We start from the raw sequence: 15,790 nt of genomic DNA on the forward strand, positions 1-15,790 counted from the left end.
TTGCTCCTACTCCTTTAGCCCCGCGGCCTTAATCCCGGCCTCCAGATAGCGCTGGCCGAGCATGAATATGAGGATGGCCGGCAGCAGGGTGATCACCGAGGCCGCCAGGGACAGCCCCGCCTTGTCCGCCACGATGGTGGGCAGGAAAAGGGAGAGCGGCCAGAGGGTACGCTCATGCAGGAAGGTCAGCGGCTGCTCGATCATGTTCCAGTACTCCAGAAAGCCGAGCACCATCGCTGACATGATCCCCGCCCCGCCCAAAGGGACCCCGATGTATAGGAATACCTGCAGCTCGTTGGCCCCGTCGAGCGATGCCGACTCGAGCACCGCGCCCGGTATCCCGCAGAAAAAGCGGTACATGATAAAAACCGGAAAGGTGGAAAAGGCCGCCGGCAGGATGATCCCCAGATGAGTATCCAGGAGGCTCAGGCCGTCCAGTACCAGGTAATTTGAAACCATCGTCACCTGGAAGGGCATGAGCATGAGCACGATGTAGACGGTGAAGAGCAGGTTTTGCAGCTTCCCCTTCCACCTCGCAAAGCCCCAGGCGGCGGGCGCGCCCACCAGCAGTTGTCCGAGCAGGATGCCGCCCGCCAGCTTGACCGAATTCCAGAACATCACGAAAAATTGGGGCGAATCGAGCAGCAGCTCGACATAGGGCCGCAGGGTCGGGTACTGGGGCAGCAGGCTCCAGCGGGCGAACCCCTCTTCTCCGGCGAGCACCGGCCCCAAATCCTCGAGCAGCTCGGCCACCCCCATGAAGGAGCCGCCCACGATCAGCAGGATCGGCAGCCAGACCGTGAGGGAAAGCAGGGTGGGAAAAAGCAGCGCCAGCGCCTTTCTGAGCGTTTTCACAGCTCGCCTTCCCCCTCCCAGGCGCGGCGCAGCAGCAGGATCAGCCCAAAGATGATCAGTCCCACCAGCACCGCCGCCGCACACAGCTTATCCATGTCCAGGTCGGCGAACCAGTTGTTGAAGAGATGCTGCAGCAGATACATGCTGCTGTGCGGGTAGTCCCCCGCCACCAGGTAGGCCTCGCGGAATACCTTAAAGGAATTGAGAAAGGAAAGCACCGTGATGGTGTAAAGGGTCGGCAGCAGATTGGGCAAGGTTATTGCTGTAAAGCATTTTAGCTTTCCAGCCCCATCCACCGCCGCAGCCTCATAAAGGCTGGGGGAAATCCCCGACAGCCCGGCCAGCCAGAGGATCATGTCGTAGCCGAGGTTTTTCCAGATATAGCTGACCACCAGCACCCAGAAGGAAAACCCGGTCTTCATCCAGTCCATCCCCTGCAGCCCCAGCCCGTCGAGGAAGGCGCTGAGCAGGCCGTTTTGATGGAACAATACCTTCCAGAGCAGCACCACCGAGGCGACCGGGATCGCCATCGGGATCAAAAAGGTGGTCTTAAAGACCCCCGCCTGCTGCGGGTGGCCGTAAAGCGCCAGCGCGACGAGCAGCGAGAGGACGATCAGGGCGGGGATACAGATCAGCACAAAGCGCACTGTGTTGCCGCCCGCCTGTAAGAACGCCCCGTTGTGCAGTACGGTATCGTAGTTTTGCAGCCCGACGAATACGCCGTTCATCGTCTGTGAAAAGGAACGGCGCACCACGTCCGTGAACGGAAGGAGGACGAACCATGCCACTCCCAAAAGGCTTGGCAGCACGAACCAAAACCAGATCCATTTCCTCCTGCCGCTTCTTTTGATGCCAAGCATGGTGTTCCTCCCTTCCCTGTTTTCGCAAGGTAGCCGCCCGCCCCGATGGACGGACGGCTGCCTCGCTCATAATAAATTTTGCTTTCTTACTCCGCCAGATAAGCCTGGGTGCGCTGCACCAGGGCCGCGGTGGCTTCCCCGGCCGTCTTGGCGCCGGCAAAGAAATCCTTTGTCTCATCCAGGATCATCTGCAGCAGCACCGGATCGGCCGTGGAGGGAGTGGAAAGGCCCTTGATCTTCTCCATGATCCCGGCCATCGTCTCGTCGCTCGGCCAGATGATCTGGAAAATTTTCTCTTCCCCATCGATGTAAAGCGGGGCCTGCATCCCGTCGTCCCCTTCCTCATACGGGGTCAGCGCGCTTTCGTCGAGCGCCTTGATATTCAGGGAATAGCCGTCCTCGAAGTCATTCTTCTGCACTTCGTAGGAAAGGACGGTCTCGATCAGCCCAAGGGCGTTTTCCTGCTGGGTGGAATTCTGGTTGATCCCCAGTACGGTCTGCGGCACATAGACGTTCTGCGCCTGCCCGGGCAGGATGGCAAATTTTCCGTCGCCGCGGTAGGTCGCCGCCGCATCGGGCGAAGCGAGGTCCTCGGTGGTCTGGGAGAGGCCCAGCACGGTGTTGACCAGCCCATTGGCCCAGTAGACCCCTCCCCAAAGGAAGTTGGTGCCCTCGTCGTCAAAGGGATACGGATAATCGGCGGGGATCTCCTGCACGGCGTCGGCGATCCGCTTGATATCGGTCAAAAACTTCTCAAACTCGGCTTCCTTGATGCTCCCGTCCTCGTCCCGCCAGGCCGGCGCGCAGGTATAGTAAAAGTCGGAAATCAGCTGCTCGGGCTTCATGCGGATAAGCGCTCTCGCTTGCGGATTCCTCTCATGCTCGGCGACAACCCAATCGGCAAAGCTGGTCAGATCCTGAGCACTCTCGATTAGTTCGCTCGGGCCCCAGAGCTCGGGCACCCCGAAGCGGGCGGGCACGGCATAGAGCTTTCCGTCCCTGCTATAGGTGTTTGCAATCTTCTCGAGCAGCTCGCCGCTTTGCACCAGCGGCGAGACGGCAGAGGACAGGTCGCTGAGGACCCCCTTCTCGATATAGCTGTCGATCGGCAGAGAGTCGAGCACCAGCAGGTCGGGGCCCTTGCCCGCGAGCAGTTCGGTGTTCAGCGAGCGGATGGCGTCCGAGGCGGTGATGGCGGTGTCCGGATCGAGCGCGACGGTGAAGTTGATCCGAAGCTCCGGGTGCTCACGCTGATAAAGCCCGATGGCCTGGCGCAGGGTGCTGCTGTCGCTGAGGGAATAGACGTTCATCTCCTCGGTGGGCACCGCGGGGGTGTCGGCCGAGAAGGTATAATGGAGCAGCTGGTAGCCGTCGTCCCCGGAGGAGCGCACCAGGAAGTCCCCGTTTTCCATCTCGAAGATACTGCCGATATGGACCGAAGGCATACCCAGCGAGGTGAGGGAGCCTTCGACGATCTGTTCCCAGACGCTGCCGTCGAGCAGATAGCGGTAAATGCCGGTGCTGTCCGCCCGCACGATCGACTTCTGGTCCTCCCCGACACTCAGCGCGCCGCCGCCGGAATACCCTTCCATCGGGATGGTCTCGCCGGTGGCCTCCCCGCTCTCCAGATCGTACAGCACGATCTCATTGCCGCTGACGATATAGACGGTGCCACCGATGAGCAGGTAGTCGTCCACTCCGTTTTGGGGGACAAAGGAATTTTTCTTCTTCCCGCTTGCCAGGTCATAGGATGCGAGGGTGCCGTAATTCTCCACCACCATGTCGCCATTGTCCGCGATCTGATAGCCGGTGAAGGCGTCGCGCCCCATACTGTCCTTGTCCATCTCGATAGAAAGCTCGGTCATCGTGCCGTCGGGCGCGACCTTCATATGGTGGTCCGGCGGATAGGTCAAATCTTCGGGAATCTCGCCGGTGCTCATCGCTTCGTTGAGAATATCCTGGAACTCCTGGGAGTAGACGGTGTAGGTAAAATAGAAATTTCCCTCTCTGTCATAGGTTGCCGCCTGGATAAAGGCGTCGCTGTCAAGGTTGGAAAGCGGGCTTTCCTCCTCCTTCTGCCAGCTCTTCCCGCCGTCCTTCGAGCTGTAGAAATACCAGGGGTGGAAGGTTCCAGGATCGAAAATGCTCCCCAGCACTCTCAGCGAGCCGTCCGAAAGACGGAACATGCCCGCCGAACGGGTGACCTCCTGCGGCCAGGCGTATTCTTCCTCTATGTATCTGCCCATCGCGGTATTCTCGGCCTTCGGGACATCCCCAGAGCTCGACTGCGCCGGCGTATCCGAGCCGGAGCAGGCGCTGAGCAGTCCCAAACTTCCGGCCAGCAGAAACGCAAGCAGACGTTTTCCAAACTTTTTCATGCCGTTTCCTCCAAAAAAATGTTATGATGTACTCTGGAACACATGGTATCATCCCAATCTCTAAATTTTCTCCAAAGGCTCAATCGTCTCGATATTGAAAAGCCGTTCAACGTGTCTTTTTTCAAGGAAGGTTAGAGGAAAGGGTGGTAGAGTAAGGATCAGAACAGACAAAGGAGGATAAGCGCCATGCGAATCCTGATGATCGAGGATGATGAAGCGCTCTGTGAGGCGGTCATCTTTCAGCTCCGGCAGGAGGGCTATACCGTGGACGCTTGCAGCGACGGGGACGACGGGCTGCGCTACATACTCGAAGGGGCGTATGACCTGGTAATTTTAGACCGCATGCTCCCCCGCCTGGGCGGACTCGAAATCCTGCGCCGGGCACGCCGGGCGGGAAACACCACCCCGGTGCTGATGGTGACTGCGCTCGACGGGATCGGGGACCGGGTGGACGGGCTGGATGCGGGAGCGGACGACTATCTGGTCAAGCCCTTCGCCATCGAGGAGCTGCTTGCGCGCATCCGGGCGATGGGCCGCCGGCCCCGCGCCTGGGAGAGCAGCCAAGTTATGAGCTTCGGGGACGTCTCCTTCGACGGGATGGAAAAGAAGCTCATGCGCGGCGGGAAGGAGTGCTCCCTCTCCAAGCGGGAGGCGGACCTTTTTGAAATGTTCTTCAAAAACCCCGGCCAGACCCTCCCGCGGCAGACCCTGCTCTCCCGCGTATGGGGCCCGGACGCCATGGTGGAGGACGGGAACCTCGACAACTACATCCACTTTTTGCGGCGCAGGCTGCGCGCGGTCGGCAGCGCCTTGCAGATCAAGACGGTGCGCGGCACCGGCTACCGGCTGGAGAAGAGCGATGTTTAAAAAGCTGCATCTGCGCCTGACCCTGCTGTGCACCCTGATTACAGCCGTCATTCTGACCTCGATGGCGGCCGGAGTGCTCTATATCGCCCAGCGCCAGCAGGAGGAGAGCGACGCCGTCGCACTGCGCAGCGACCTCAACTCCATCCTGTACCATCTGCAGTTCCAGTCGGTGATCGACCGCTCCTGGCTGGCGCAGACCGAAAACGGAAACCGTCTGCTCATCCATATCGAGGACAAGGGCTCTCCCCTGCGCTTCGAGGGCAGCTACCCCACCTCCACCGACCGCGCGCAGCTGATCGCGCTCGGCAAGGAGGCAGCCGCGGCAAAGGGGTTTCACTGGTCAGAGCCGCCCTCCTCGACCATCGAGGCGGACGTCGTCACCTTCTCGCTGTCAGGAGAGGCGGGCGAGCCCTATCTCGGAGCCGCTGCGGCCACCTCCACCCCGATGGGCTGGCTCAACCTCATCGTGCTCAAAGATATGCGCCTCCCCTATCTCCAAGGGATCTGCCGGCTGGAGCTCTTCGCCGCATTGGTGCTGATGGGAACCTTGCTGCTCGCCCTTTTCAGCTGGTGGTTCACCGGCCGGGCCCTGCGCCCGGTGGAGGAGAGCCGGGTGCGCCAGACCCGCTTCATCGCCGCCGCCTCGCATGAGCTGCGCAGCCCGCTTGCCGTGATCGGCACCAGCGCCTCGGCCATCCCGAAGGCCGCGCCCGAGCAGGCGAAGCGCTTCGCCGCCGCCATCGGGACCGAATGCCGCAGGATGTCCCGGCTGGTGGACGACCTGCTGCTTTTGGCCGGCCGGGATGCCAAGACCTGGAGTGTGAGCTTTCAGCCGCTGGAGGTCGAAACCCTGCTGCTGGACACCTGCGAGCTCTATGAGAGCCTGGCCGCCGAGCGGGGAATCTCGCTGCGGCTGCTCCTGGAGGACGAAGAGCCGCTGCCCAAAATCCAGGGGGACCGGCAGCGCCTGGGGCAGGTGCTCTCGGTGCTGCTGGACAACGCGCTGTGCTATACCCCCAGAGGCGGCAGGATCACTCTATGCGTCAAGGTACCCCACAACGCTTTGCAAATCCTGGTTTCGGACACCGGAAACGGAATCCCGGATGAGCACAAGGCGCATATCTTCGAACGCTTTTACCGGGTCGAAAGCTCCCGCTCGAACAAGGAGCACTACGGTCTGGGACTCTCGATCGCGAAAGAAATCGTCGAGCTGCACAAGGGCCATATCTTTGTGCGGGATACTCCGGGCGGCGGCGCCACCTTCGTGGTGGAGCTGCCTTCTGAACGGCATTAAAAGAGCCCCTCCGGCTTCGTAAAACGAAGCCGGAGGGGCTCTTTTCAGCGGTCTTCTTCATCGAAGTCCCGCTCGAAGCCCCGAATCCAATCCAGCAGGGTGCGCGCCACCGCAACCTGCTGGCCGAGCACCGCGCGGCCCACCAGGGGAATATGCTCACGCTGCGCGGCCATCTCCTCCATAAAATCCCTCGTGCCTGCGATGTTTTCCTTGATCTCCCCGATCAACCGCCGGGACTGCGCGGGCGAAAGCTTATTGAGATTGGCCACCACAGCGTTGAAATCGAAAAGGATGGACACCGACTGCCGGGCGATCCCCTCCATCAGCTCGGCAAAATATTCCCGTCCCAGCGGGGTGATGGAATAGACTGTCTTTGCCGGCTGGCTTTCGCAGGAGAGGAAACCCCGCTGTGAGAGGCTCTGCACCTTCTTATAAATCGAGGGGGTGCTCACCTTGACCCAGCGGTCGAGGTTGCGGTAATTGACCGCCTTCTGGATGTCATAGGCGCTCAGCGGCTGCTCATGCACCAGCCCCAGGATGATGAGATCGACGGTGGACATCAAAGCGGTTCACCCGCCTCGTCAAAGGCCTTCAGCGCCGGGGCGAGCGACCCGGTGATCACCAGCCCGACCGCGGGCAACCCCGCGAGGATGGCGCTTTTCACTTCGTCCCGGGTGGCGCCCAGCGCCTTTGCATGGCGCACATGGAAGTCCATGCCGCTCCTTAGCCCCACCGCTGCGAGCACCGAAAGGTAGCACAGCTCCTGCACCTTCGGCCCGAGCGCGCTGGCGGATGATATCTTCATCACCGACTCCATGTAAGCCTTGCCTACCTCGCCCGATTCATCCATAAAAACCTGAAAATCATTGCTGACATGCTCCATAAAATAACCATTCCTTTCTGGATGTTTCGTGCCGGTTTCGCCGTGCGAAATTGCCGCTACCGGCGGTATAGGCACAAAACTCTGCGTTTGAAATACCCTCTGTATAGTAGTATAAACTATAGTACTATATTTTATAGTCCAAGTCAATTGGGCGTATAAATTTTCAATGCCGGCCAGGAACCGAAACAGAGAAAAAGAATGCCGTGAGAACCTCACGGCATTCTTTTTCAGATACGGGTCACAGCACCTTGGAAAGGAAGTCCCTGAGGCGCGGATTCTTCGGATTGCTGAAGAACTCCTGCGGCGGGGCCTGCTCGACGATCTGCCCCTCGTCCATGAAGAGCACCCGGGTGGCCACCTCGCGGGCGAAGCCCATCTCATGGGTGACCACCACCATGGTCATCCCCTCCAGCGCCAGCTCCTTCATCAGCTCGAGCACCTCCCCCACCATCTCGGGGTCGAGCGCGGAGGTGGGCTCGTCGAAGAGCATGACGTCCGGGTTCACGGCCAGGCTGCGCACGATGGCGATCCGCTGCTTCTGCCCGCCCGAGAGCTGGGGCGGATAGGCCTCTGCCTTATCGCTTAGCCCGATCCGCTCGAGCAGCTTCATCGCGTTTTTGTCGGCCTCTTTCTGGCTTTGCAGCCCGAGCTGGACCGGCGCTAAAGTAATATTGCGCAGAACCGTCAGATGGGGAAAGAGGTTGAAGTGCTGGAAGACCATCCCCATCTTCTGGCGCATCTTGTTGATGTCGCACTTCTTGTCGGTGATGTTGACCCCCTCGAAGGTAATTTCCCCCGAGGTGGGCTCCTCAAGCAGGTTGAGGCAACGAAGGAAGGTGGACTTGCCCGAGCCGGAGGGACCGATCACCACAACCTTTTCCCCCTGTGCGATCTGCTCGTCGATCCCCCTGAGGACCTTGTTGTCGCCGAAGGACTTATGTAGGTTATGAACGGAGATCACCCTTCTTCAGCCTCCTTTCCAGCAGCCCCAGGAGCTTGGTCATGCCCACGACCAGCACCAGGTAGATAATCGCGACCACGAAAAGCGCGGTCCCGTCAAAGGTATTGTTCTTGATCATTTCCCCCGCCTTGGTCAAATCGTGCATGGCGATGTAGCCCGCGACCGAGGTCTCCTTAAGCAGGGCGATGAATTCGTTGGCCAGCGCAGGCAGAATGTTCTTGACCGCCTGCGGCATAACGATCAGGCGCATGGTCTGGATCCGGTTGAGCCCGAGCGAGCGTCCCGCCTCGGTCTGCCCCTTGTCGATCGAGTCGATCCCGGCGCGGATGATCTCGGCGACATAGGCACCCGAATTGATCCCGAAGCCGATGATCGCGATTGGCAGCGCCTCCCGAATTCCGGTCAGGATGACGGTGGACCAGATCAGCAGCTGGACCACCACCGGCGTGCCCCTGATCACAGTGGTATACAGGTCGCACACCCATCCCAGGGGCGCCAGCTTTTTATTCCCCTGTGCGAAGTATTTGATCACCGCCACGATCACGCCGATCAGCGTGCCGATGATGGTGGCGAACACCGCCATGAGCAGCGTGTTCTTGAGACCCGTCAGGATCAGCTTGTACCGGTCCTGTACGAGCAGCGCGGTGTTCAGCTTATCCAGAATATCGCCGAATAGGCTGAGCGTCATTGCGTTCATACTCTTCCCCTTCCCTTGCAAAACAGGGCAGACAGCAGGATATTCTGCTGTCTGCCGAGGATTCGCATTCGGTTTTATCCCGTTTTACTGGTTGGACGTGTGCTTGACGATCATCTCTTCAATCTTGCCCTCGTCGGCCAGCTTCTGCAGGACGCTGTCCACCACCTGCTTGAGGGAATCGTTGCCCTTCATCATGGCGATGGAGTAGCTCTCCTTGTCATAGCCGGGGTCGTAAGCCTGCATCTTGTCAGGGTTGTTGGCGACGATCGCCTTGGCGGGCATCTCGTCGATAATCACGCAGTCCACACGCCCGAGCGCCATGTCGGCGGCGGCGTCAACCGCGCTCTTGTAGCGCTTGACCTCCTTGGGCTGCATGACCTCCGGATCGGAAGCGTAGTAATTGTCGCCCGTGGTGCCCTGCTGCACGCCGATGATCTTCCCGTTCGGGTCGAAGGTGGCGCCGTCCACGCCGGTGGGCAGGATCATGTACTGGGTGGTGGTGATGTAGGAGGTCGAGAAATCGACCGCCTTCTCGCGCTCCTCGTTGGCGGTGATGCCCGCGATCCCGAGGTCGCCCTTCCCGGTCTTGATGTAGTCGATGATCGGGTCGAAGTCCATGTTGGTGACGGTCAGCTTGACGCCCAGCTCGTCGGCGATTGCCTGGGCGATCTCGACGTCCACGCCGGTGATCTCAGAGCCGTCGACATACTCGAACGGCGGGAAGGCGGCGTTGGTCAGCATGACAAGCTCGCCCTTCTCCTTGATCTTCTCAACGGTCGGCATGTTGCCGGTGTCGGCGGGAGCCTCGGATTCTTCGGAAGAAGCCTCCGAGCTTTCGGGAGCTTCGGCCTCGGAGCTCTCGGGCGCCGCCTCAGAGCTTGCGGGCTCGCTCGTCTCGGACGAAGTGGCGCCGCCGCCCGACGAGCAGGCGCCGAACACGGCCGTCATCGAAACGGCCAACAGGACTGCCAGAATCTTTTTCATATAAACTCCTCCAGTAATTGTTCGTTGTTTTATGTACCTCGTTTGAGGCTATGCATTTATTATACACTCAGCGCCAGTAAAATCAAGAGTTTTTTGAAAAAATATTTATATTTATTCATCTTTATACAGTTATATCAGTTTTTTCTCCCCGTCCGGGCGTTATTTTTGTATCAAATGGCCGAGCTTTTCCCATCCTTTTCATATTGATGTATAAGACAAGAGAAAAAGATTGTGTTATAAGCGCGAATGTGGTAGAATAAATAGTTGTAAAAAATGAGTCGGAAAGCCCGCCGGAAGCGGGCAAACATTGGAGGAATCAGTTTTGATGAGAGAGGATTTGCGCAACGTCGCGATCATCGCGCACGTCGACCACGGCAAAACCACCCTAGTGGATGAAATGCTCAAGCAGGGCGGCGTGTTTCGGGAAAACCAGGTGGTCGAGGACCGCGTGATGGACAGCAACGACCTTGAGCGCGAGCGCGGAATCACCATTCTGGCCAAGAACACGTCCACCTATTATAAGGATGTCAAGATCAACATCATCGACACCCCCGGACATGCCGACTTCGGCGGAGAGGTGGAGCGGGTGCTCAAGATGGTCAACGGCGTCATCCTGCTGGTGGACGCCTCGGAGGGCCCCATGCCCCAGACCCGGTTCGTGCTGCAGAAGGCGCTGGAGCTCGGACACCGGGTGATCGTGGTGATCAACAAGATCGACAAGCCGGACGCCCGGCTCAAGGAGGTGCCCGACGAGGTGCTCGAGCTGCTGCTCGATCTGGACGCCTCGGAGGAACAGCTCGATTCCCCCGTCATCTTCTGCTCGGGGCGGGACGGCACCGCCTCCTATTCCCCCGAGTTCCCGGGGAGCGATCTGTGTCCCCTCTTCGACAAGATTCTCGAGCAGATTCCGGCGCCTGAAGGCGATCTGGAAGGGCCGTTTCAGATGCTCGTCTCCTCGATCGACTACAATTCCTTCGTCGGCCGGATCGCCATCGGCCGGATCGAACGCGGGCAGGTCAAGCAGAATCAGGAGATCGTCGTCTGCGACTATCACGACCCGGAGAAGAAATTCAAGAGCAAGGTCGTCAACATCTATCAGTTCGACGGGCTCAAGCGGGTCCCTTGCACCGAAGCCAAGATGGGCGACATCGTGTGCATCTCGGGGATCGAAAATATCAGCATAGGCGACACCCTGTGCGCGACCGACGCGGTGGAAGCACTCCCCTTCGTCAAGATTTCCGAGCCCACCATGGAGATGACCTTCTCGGTCAACGACAGCCCCTTCGCCGGGCGCGAGGGCAAGTTCGTCACCTCCCGCCACCTGCGCGAGCGCCTCTACCGCGAGCTGCTCAAGGACGTGTCGCTGCGGGTGGAGGACACCGAGACCACCGAAAGCTTCAGGGTCTGCGGACGGGGCGAAATGCACCTGTCCATCCTGATCGAGACCATGCGCCGCGAGGGGTACGAGTTCCAGGTCAGCACCCCGAAGGTGCTCACCAAGACCGAAAACGGCCAGCTGATGGAGCCGATGGAGGAGCTGGTGATCGACGTACCCGAGGAATACATGGGCTCGGTTATGGAGAAGATGGGCCAGCGCAAGGGTGAGCTCACCCATATGACCCCCCAGGGCAGCCGGATGCGGATCGAATTCAAAATCCCTTCCCGGGGCCTGTTCGGCTACCGCAGCCAGTTCATGACCGATACCAAGGGCGAGGGGATCCTCAACACCATCTTTGCCGGATATGAGCCCCACAAGGGGGATATCCCCCGGCGCAACTACGGTTCACTGATCGCCTTTGAGACGGGCGAGTCGATCACCTACGGGCTTTACAACGCCCAGGAGCGCGGCGAGCTCTTCATCGGCGCGGGAGTGCCGGTCTACGAGGGGATGGTCGTCGGCCGCTCCCCCAAGGCGGAGGACATCGCGGTGAACGTCTGTAAGAAGAAGCAGTTGACCAACACCCGTGCCTCCGGCTCGGACGACGCGCTGCGCCTGGTTCCGCCCAAGCGCATGAGCCTGGAGGAATCGCTCGAATTTATCGGGGAGGACGAACTGCTCGAGATTACTCCGGAGAACATCCGCATCCGCAAGCGAATTCTCAATAACGCCCTGCGCATGAAGGCAAATTCCAAGAAATAATATAAGTTAAAAAACGGATGGGCCCGTCGGGCCCATCCGTTTTTTTGGTTTCTCCGGCCTATTTTGCCTCTTCGCTTTCAGCCGGTGCGCCGGGGAACCATTTGGCGATCAGCGTCCCGGTAAAGCCGTCGGCCTCCATCTCGTCCATCGCCGCCTCGACCTGCCCGAGCAGCTTGTCGTTTCCCGACTGGAGAGCGATGACATACTGCTCGCCGGAAAACTCCTCGGGCAGTATTAAATATCCCGGCTCCTCCTTTGCAAGGTAGCGGGCCGTGTCCCCGTCCACCAGGACCGCGTCCACCCGGCCTTCCCGCAGCCCCGCAAGCGCGGCGGCGCTGTCGGGATACTGCATGAGCTCTCCGATCTGCGACGCTGCCTCGTCTGCGCCGAGCGCGCCCTCGCCGGCGCTCCCAACGCAGAGACCCAAGCGCTTGCCTGCCAGGTCCTTCTTGCGGGTGATCCCACTGTAATCGGTGGTCATAATTACTTGAGAGCCGGAGCGGTAGGGCTTCGTGAGGAGCAGATCGCCCCCCTGTGAGGCGGTCAGGCCCCCGATGAGCAGCTCCACCTTGCCTTCCCCGAGCGCTTGCGCCTTACCCTGCCAATCCACCGTCTCGATTTTAGCTTCCATCCCCATGCGGGAGGCAAGCTCTCTGACGTATTCCACATCGAAGCCGGTGGCCTCGCCATTTTCCTCGAAGCTCAGCGGCGGCAGTGAGGCGTTCACCCCGACCGTCAGCTTCTTTGGCCCGAAGAGCCCTCCCCCACCGGCCTGCTGCGAGCCTTGGCAGCCTGCCAGCAGCCCTGCGGCGGCGACAGCCGCGAGCAGGAACACCGTCCATTTTTTCATTGAAATCCCCCACTTGTAATTTTTATCCAATCTGGTGGCGAATCCACCTCGCCTGTGTTAAGCTATATTATAACAAAATAATCTGTAATTTGCTACCAATTCGCCGAAAAACCTGATTCGGGGGATATTTGATGTCCTATTCGGTCGAACGCGACAAGCTGGAGCCCCTCCCGGGCCTTCCAAGCTATCCGCACGGGGCCTATCTTGGGCGGATCCTGGTGGTGATCCTGCTGATCTTTAAACGGAAAAAGTGGTTTTAAAAAAACCGGCTGCTACCAAAGAGCGCCCTTCTTTTCTTCCGGACAGGGGTGGCGTTGCGCCCCTCCCAAAGTATGGCAGACTTTGCCTGCCATACTTCCTTATGCGTGCTCGCGTAAAGGGCGCATTTTTTCTTCAGGGCGGAGATTGAAGCTGCGCCCTTTCCAAAGTATTGTAAGCAAAGCTTTCAATACTTCCATACGAGTGGTTCCGGAATGGCTGCAGCCGGTTTCTCAATTTTTGATGAAGCGGTAGTGTAAGGAATCGAATACTCCCTTGTCGGTGATCCGGATTTCCGGAATGACCGGCAGTGCCAAAAAGGACATGGTGATGAAGGGCTCGAATCCCTCGGGGACGCCCATCCGGTGCGCCTCGAGCGTCATATCTGCAATGCGCTCTTTGATCGCCGCGGGCTCCTCATCACTAATCAGCCCGCAGATGGGAAGCGGCAGGGTATCGACTACCCGGCCGTCCTGTACCAGGGTATAGCCGCCCTCGCAGCGGCACAGCTCCCGGATGGCGCAGAGCATGTCACGGTCGTTGTCCCCGATCACGATCAAATTGTGCGAGTCATGGGCCACGGTCGTGGCGATCGCCCCATGCACCGAGAAGCCCTTGACAATCCCGACCCCGACCCGGCCGCTGGCGTGGTGCCGCTCGACGACCGCAATTTTCTGATATACCCGGTCCGCCTGGAAGCAGTCCCCCTCCTGCCCGACCTCTTCAAGCAGACAGGAGGTGCCAATCTGCCCCGGGATCAGCCCGATCACCGGGGTGGGGTTCCGGCCCAGCGGCAGGCGCAGGTCCTGCTCATTCACGGGCGCGACCTTGACCGTGTCCAAAAGGGCGGCGGGGCAGGGTGCGCCGGTGAGGCGCACCGCGCTCCCCCGCTCGCTGACCAGCTTTCCGCCGCAGTAGACCGAGTGGATTTTGACCCGCTCCAGATCATCCAGCACCACCAGGTCGGCCCGGCAGCCCGGGGCGATTGCGCCCAGCTGGCGCAGGCCGTAAATCTGCGCGGGGTTTAAGGTTGCCATCCGGTATGCCTGCACCGCCGGTACCCCGAACCCGATGGCACGGCGGATGTTGTGGCTGATATGCCCCTCGCGGCTGATGTCCTCGAGATGCTTGTCGTCGGTGCAAAACGCGAGGCGGTCGTAGCCCAGGCCGTTCTTCTGCACGGCGCGCAGGATCGCCTCCAGGTTCTTTGCTGCCGACCCCTCCCGCACCAGGAGATAGAACCCTGCGCGCAGCTTTTCGAGGACCTCGTCCTCCCGCGAGCACTCATGGTCGGTGGCTATGCCGCTCAGCCGGTAGGCCTGCACCGCATTGCCCGTCAGCAGCGGAGCGTGCCCGTCGATGATCCCGTCCCGGAAAGCCGCGAGCTTCCTATGGACCCCCTCGTCGCATTGCACCACCCCAACGTAGTCCATCATCTCGCCCAGGCCCAGCACGCCTTCCCGCCCCTTGAGGCGCAGCAGCTCCTCGGCCCCCAGCACGGCCCCGCTGGTTTCAAAGGGGGTGCAGGGCACACAGGAGGGCAGCATGATATAAATATGCAGCGGCAGTCCCTCGGCCTCATCGAGGAAGTATTCGATCCCCGTAAGCCCGCTGACGTTGGCCACCTCGTGCGGGTCGGCGATCACGGTGGTTGTGCCCCAGGGAAGGATCTCTCCTGCCAGGCGGGCGGGAGTGGTCATCGAGGACTCGATATGCATGTGCGCATCGAGGAAGCCGGGCACCAGGTACCTGCCCGAAATATCGACTTCCCGTTCTCCCTGATAGCGGCCAACCCCGAGGATGATCCCATCCCGGATGGCGACGTCCGACTCTAAGAGCTCGCCGGTATAGACGTTAAGCACCGTCGCATTCTTCAAAACGAGCGGCGCCAAGGCCTCCCCCATCGCCGCGGCAATGCTTTCCCGATCAATCGTCACAGGCACACCCCTCCCATTATTTTTAAACACTATTGTAATATACTCCTGCCGGGAAATCAAGTAAAAAGGCAATCGCTCCGTTTAAAATAAATAAAATTCAAAGAAATAATTGATAAAATTTGTCAATGCTGCTATAATATAACAAACGTGTTTTGAAAGGGAGGGTTCTCATGAACGAAAACGGTGTAACCATTTATTACCAGGGGAATACCAATATCTCGATCGATGCGATCCCGGGCCACTTTGTGACCAGCCATTCGCACATCAATTATTACATCGACATCACCAGCATGAAGCATCGCCACATGATGGCGATGGATGCGGCGGCTGAGATGGCCAAGCGGTATGAGATGAATACGCTGGTCAACACCATCGTCTGCATGGACGGAAGCGAAACCATCGGCAGCTATCTTGCGCAGGAGCTCTCCAAACCCAACGTCCACTCGGTCAACAGCAATAAAAACATCTATCTTGTCACGCCAGAGTACAACTCGAACGGACAGATGCTCTTCCGCGATAACCTGCAGCCGATGATCTCCGGCAAGAACGTGCTGATCCTGATCGCTTCGATCACCACCGGTAAGACGATGCACCGCACTCTGGAGTGCGTCCGGTACTACGATGGCAGGGTTGCGGGCATCTCCGCGATCTTCAGCGCCATCCCCGAGATCGAAGGGGTCGAAATCCATCCCCTCTTCACCCGCGAAGATATCCCCGGCTACAGCACCTATTCCTTCCGGGACTGCCCAAAATGCAAGGCGGGTGAAAAAATCGACGCGCTGGCCAACAGCTTTGGCTACTCCAAAATTTGACCTTAACCGGAATA

Annotated in this window: 15 protein-coding genes; 5 read left to right on the top strand and 10 right to left on the bottom strand. The window is 59.5% G+C overall.

Annotated features, from left to right (window positions below):
- Positions 1–6: 6 nt before the first annotated feature.
- The 3 genes from B5477_RS08860 to B5477_RS08870 all read right to left on the bottom strand — a co-directional run bounded on the left by B5477_RS08860 (position 7) and on the right by B5477_RS08870 (position 4,093).
- A complete protein-coding gene (locus B5477_RS08860) occupies positions 7–855 on the bottom strand; it encodes a carbohydrate ABC transporter permease (protein ID WP_242942161.1) in 849 nt (282 codons plus the stop codon).
- Positions 852–1,715: a carbohydrate ABC transporter permease gene (locus B5477_RS08865; RefSeq protein ID WP_079699358.1), complete on the bottom strand. Its 864-nt coding sequence runs from the start codon at positions 1,713–1,715 to the stop codon at positions 852–854. Before B5477_RS08865 ends, B5477_RS08860 begins: the two co-directional genes overlap by 4 nt.
- 86 nt (positions 1,716–1,801) lie before the next feature.
- Positions 1,802–4,093, bottom strand: coding sequence for an ABC transporter substrate-binding protein (locus B5477_RS08870; protein WP_079699359.1), 2,292 nt, complete (start codon positions 4,091–4,093; stop codon positions 1,802–1,804).
- Between the two features lie 186 nt (positions 4,094–4,279).
- On the opposite strand from B5477_RS08870, the gene B5477_RS08875 reads away from it, so the two are divergent.
- Together B5477_RS08875 and B5477_RS08880 are read left to right on the top strand one after the other, a co-directional pair.
- Complete coding sequence (locus B5477_RS08875) at positions 4,280–4,960, top strand: response regulator transcription factor (protein ID WP_079699360.1); 681 nt, start codon at positions 4,280–4,282, stop codon at positions 4,958–4,960.
- A complete protein-coding gene (locus B5477_RS08880; protein WP_079699361.1) occupies positions 4,953–6,254 on the top strand; it encodes a sensor histidine kinase in 1,302 nt (433 codons plus the stop codon). Before B5477_RS08875 ends, B5477_RS08880 begins: the two co-directional genes overlap by 8 nt.
- A gap of 44 nt (positions 6,255–6,298) precedes the next feature.
- Here the strand turns inward: B5477_RS08880 and B5477_RS08885 are convergent, their stop codons facing one another.
- The 5 genes from B5477_RS08885 to B5477_RS08905 all read right to left on the bottom strand — a co-directional run bounded on the left by B5477_RS08885 (position 6,299) and on the right by B5477_RS08905 (position 9,779).
- Entirely contained in the window at positions 6,299–6,814 is a 516-nt protein-coding gene (locus tag B5477_RS08885; RefSeq protein ID WP_079699362.1) for a PadR family transcriptional regulator, read from the bottom strand.
- On the bottom strand, positions 6,814–7,137 hold the full coding sequence (locus B5477_RS08890) for a carboxymuconolactone decarboxylase family protein (protein ID WP_079699363.1): 324 nt from the start codon (positions 7,135–7,137) through the stop codon (positions 6,814–6,816). The genes B5477_RS08885 and B5477_RS08890 overlap by 1 nt, the downstream gene beginning before the upstream one ends.
- 238 nt (positions 7,138–7,375) lie before the next feature.
- Positions 7,376–8,098, bottom strand: a complete 723-nt coding sequence (locus B5477_RS08895; RefSeq protein ID WP_079699364.1) for an amino acid ABC transporter ATP-binding protein — start codon at positions 8,096–8,098, stop codon at positions 7,376–7,378.
- Positions 8,082–8,795: an amino acid ABC transporter permease gene (locus B5477_RS08900; RefSeq protein ID WP_341455993.1), complete on the bottom strand. Its 714-nt coding sequence runs from the start codon at positions 8,793–8,795 to the stop codon at positions 8,082–8,084. The genes B5477_RS08895 and B5477_RS08900 overlap by 17 nt, the downstream gene beginning before the upstream one ends.
- Positions 8,796–8,879: 84 nt before the next feature.
- Complete coding sequence (locus tag B5477_RS08905; protein WP_079699365.1) at positions 8,880–9,779, bottom strand: ABC transporter substrate-binding protein; 900 nt, start codon at positions 9,777–9,779, stop codon at positions 8,880–8,882.
- Positions 9,780–10,101: 322 nt separating this feature from the next.
- Here B5477_RS08905 and typA point away from each other — a divergent pair, with 322 nt between their 5' ends.
- Positions 10,102–11,919 carry a translational GTPase TypA gene (gene typA, locus B5477_RS08910; protein ID WP_079699366.1) on the top strand — a complete coding sequence of 606 codons (1,818 nt, stop codon included), beginning with the start codon at positions 10,102–10,104 and terminating at the stop codon, positions 11,917–11,919.
- A gap of 58 nt (positions 11,920–11,977) precedes the next feature.
- Here the strand turns inward: typA and B5477_RS08915 are convergent, their stop codons facing one another.
- Positions 11,978–12,769, bottom strand: a complete 792-nt coding sequence (locus tag B5477_RS08915) for a substrate-binding periplasmic protein (RefSeq protein WP_079699367.1) — start codon at positions 12,767–12,769, stop codon at positions 11,978–11,980.
- A 131-nt stretch (positions 12,770–12,900) separates the two neighbouring features.
- Here B5477_RS08915 and B5477_RS15410 point away from each other — a divergent pair, with 131 nt between their 5' ends.
- Positions 12,901–13,029 (top strand): hypothetical protein, encoded by a 129-nt coding sequence (locus tag B5477_RS15410; RefSeq protein ID WP_278335619.1) that lies wholly within the window; start codon positions 12,901–12,903, stop codon positions 13,027–13,029.
- A 231-nt stretch (positions 13,030–13,260) separates the two neighbouring features.
- Here B5477_RS15410 and ade read toward each other — a convergent pair whose 3' ends face one another.
- Complete coding sequence (gene ade, locus B5477_RS08920; protein WP_242942162.1) at positions 13,261–14,964, bottom strand: adenine deaminase; 1,704 nt, start codon at positions 14,962–14,964, stop codon at positions 13,261–13,263.
- 170 nt (positions 14,965–15,134) lie between these two features.
- On the opposite strand from ade, the gene B5477_RS08925 reads away from it, so the two are divergent.
- Positions 15,135–15,776, top strand: a complete 642-nt coding sequence (locus tag B5477_RS08925; RefSeq protein WP_079699368.1) for a type I phosphoribosyltransferase — start codon at positions 15,135–15,137, stop codon at positions 15,774–15,776.
- Positions 15,777–15,790: the final 14 nt, after the last annotated feature.

This window comes from Provencibacterium massiliense (assembly GCF_900169495.1).
Lineage (GTDB): Bacteria > Bacillota > Clostridia > Oscillospirales > Ruminococcaceae > Harryflintia > Harryflintia acetispora.

What these genes read in the sequence shown, in the direction of transcription:
- B5477_RS08875 (WP_079699360.1), top strand. Translation starts at nt 4,280, where the DNA reads ATGCGAATCCTGATGATCGAGGATGATGAAGCGCTCTGTGAGGCGGTC.
- B5477_RS08870 (WP_079699359.1), bottom strand. Translation starts at nt 4,093, where the DNA reads ATGAAAAAGTTTGGAAAACGTCTGCTTGCGTTTCTGCTGGCCGGAAGT.
- B5477_RS08900 (WP_341455993.1), bottom strand. Translation starts at nt 8,795, where the DNA reads ATGAACGCAATGACGCTCAGCCTATTCGGCGATATTCTGGATAAGCTG.
- B5477_RS08865 (WP_079699358.1), bottom strand. Translation starts at nt 1,715, where the DNA reads ATGCTTGGCATCAAAAGAAGCGGCAGGAGGAAATGGATCTGGTTTTGG.
- B5477_RS08905 (WP_079699365.1), bottom strand. Translation starts at nt 9,779, where the DNA reads ATGAAAAAGATTCTGGCAGTCCTGTTGGCCGTTTCGATGACGGCCGTG.
- B5477_RS08890 (WP_079699363.1), bottom strand. Translation starts at nt 7,137, where the DNA reads ATGGAGCATGTCAGCAATGATTTTCAGGTTTTTATGGATGAATCGGGC.
- B5477_RS15410 (WP_278335619.1), top strand. Translation starts at nt 12,901, where the DNA reads ATGTCCTATTCGGTCGAACGCGACAAGCTGGAGCCCCTCCCGGGCCTT.
- B5477_RS08915 (WP_079699367.1), bottom strand. Translation starts at nt 12,769, where the DNA reads ATGAAAAAATGGACGGTGTTCCTGCTCGCGGCTGTCGCCGCCGCAGGG.
- B5477_RS08880 (WP_079699361.1), top strand. Translation starts at nt 4,953, where the DNA reads ATGTTTAAAAAGCTGCATCTGCGCCTGACCCTGCTGTGCACCCTGATT.
- B5477_RS08925 (WP_079699368.1), top strand. Translation starts at nt 15,135, where the DNA reads ATGAACGAAAACGGTGTAACCATTTATTACCAGGGGAATACCAATATC.
- B5477_RS08885 (WP_079699362.1), bottom strand. Translation starts at nt 6,814, where the DNA reads ATGTCCACCGTCGATCTCATCATCCTGGGGCTGGTGCATGAGCAGCCG.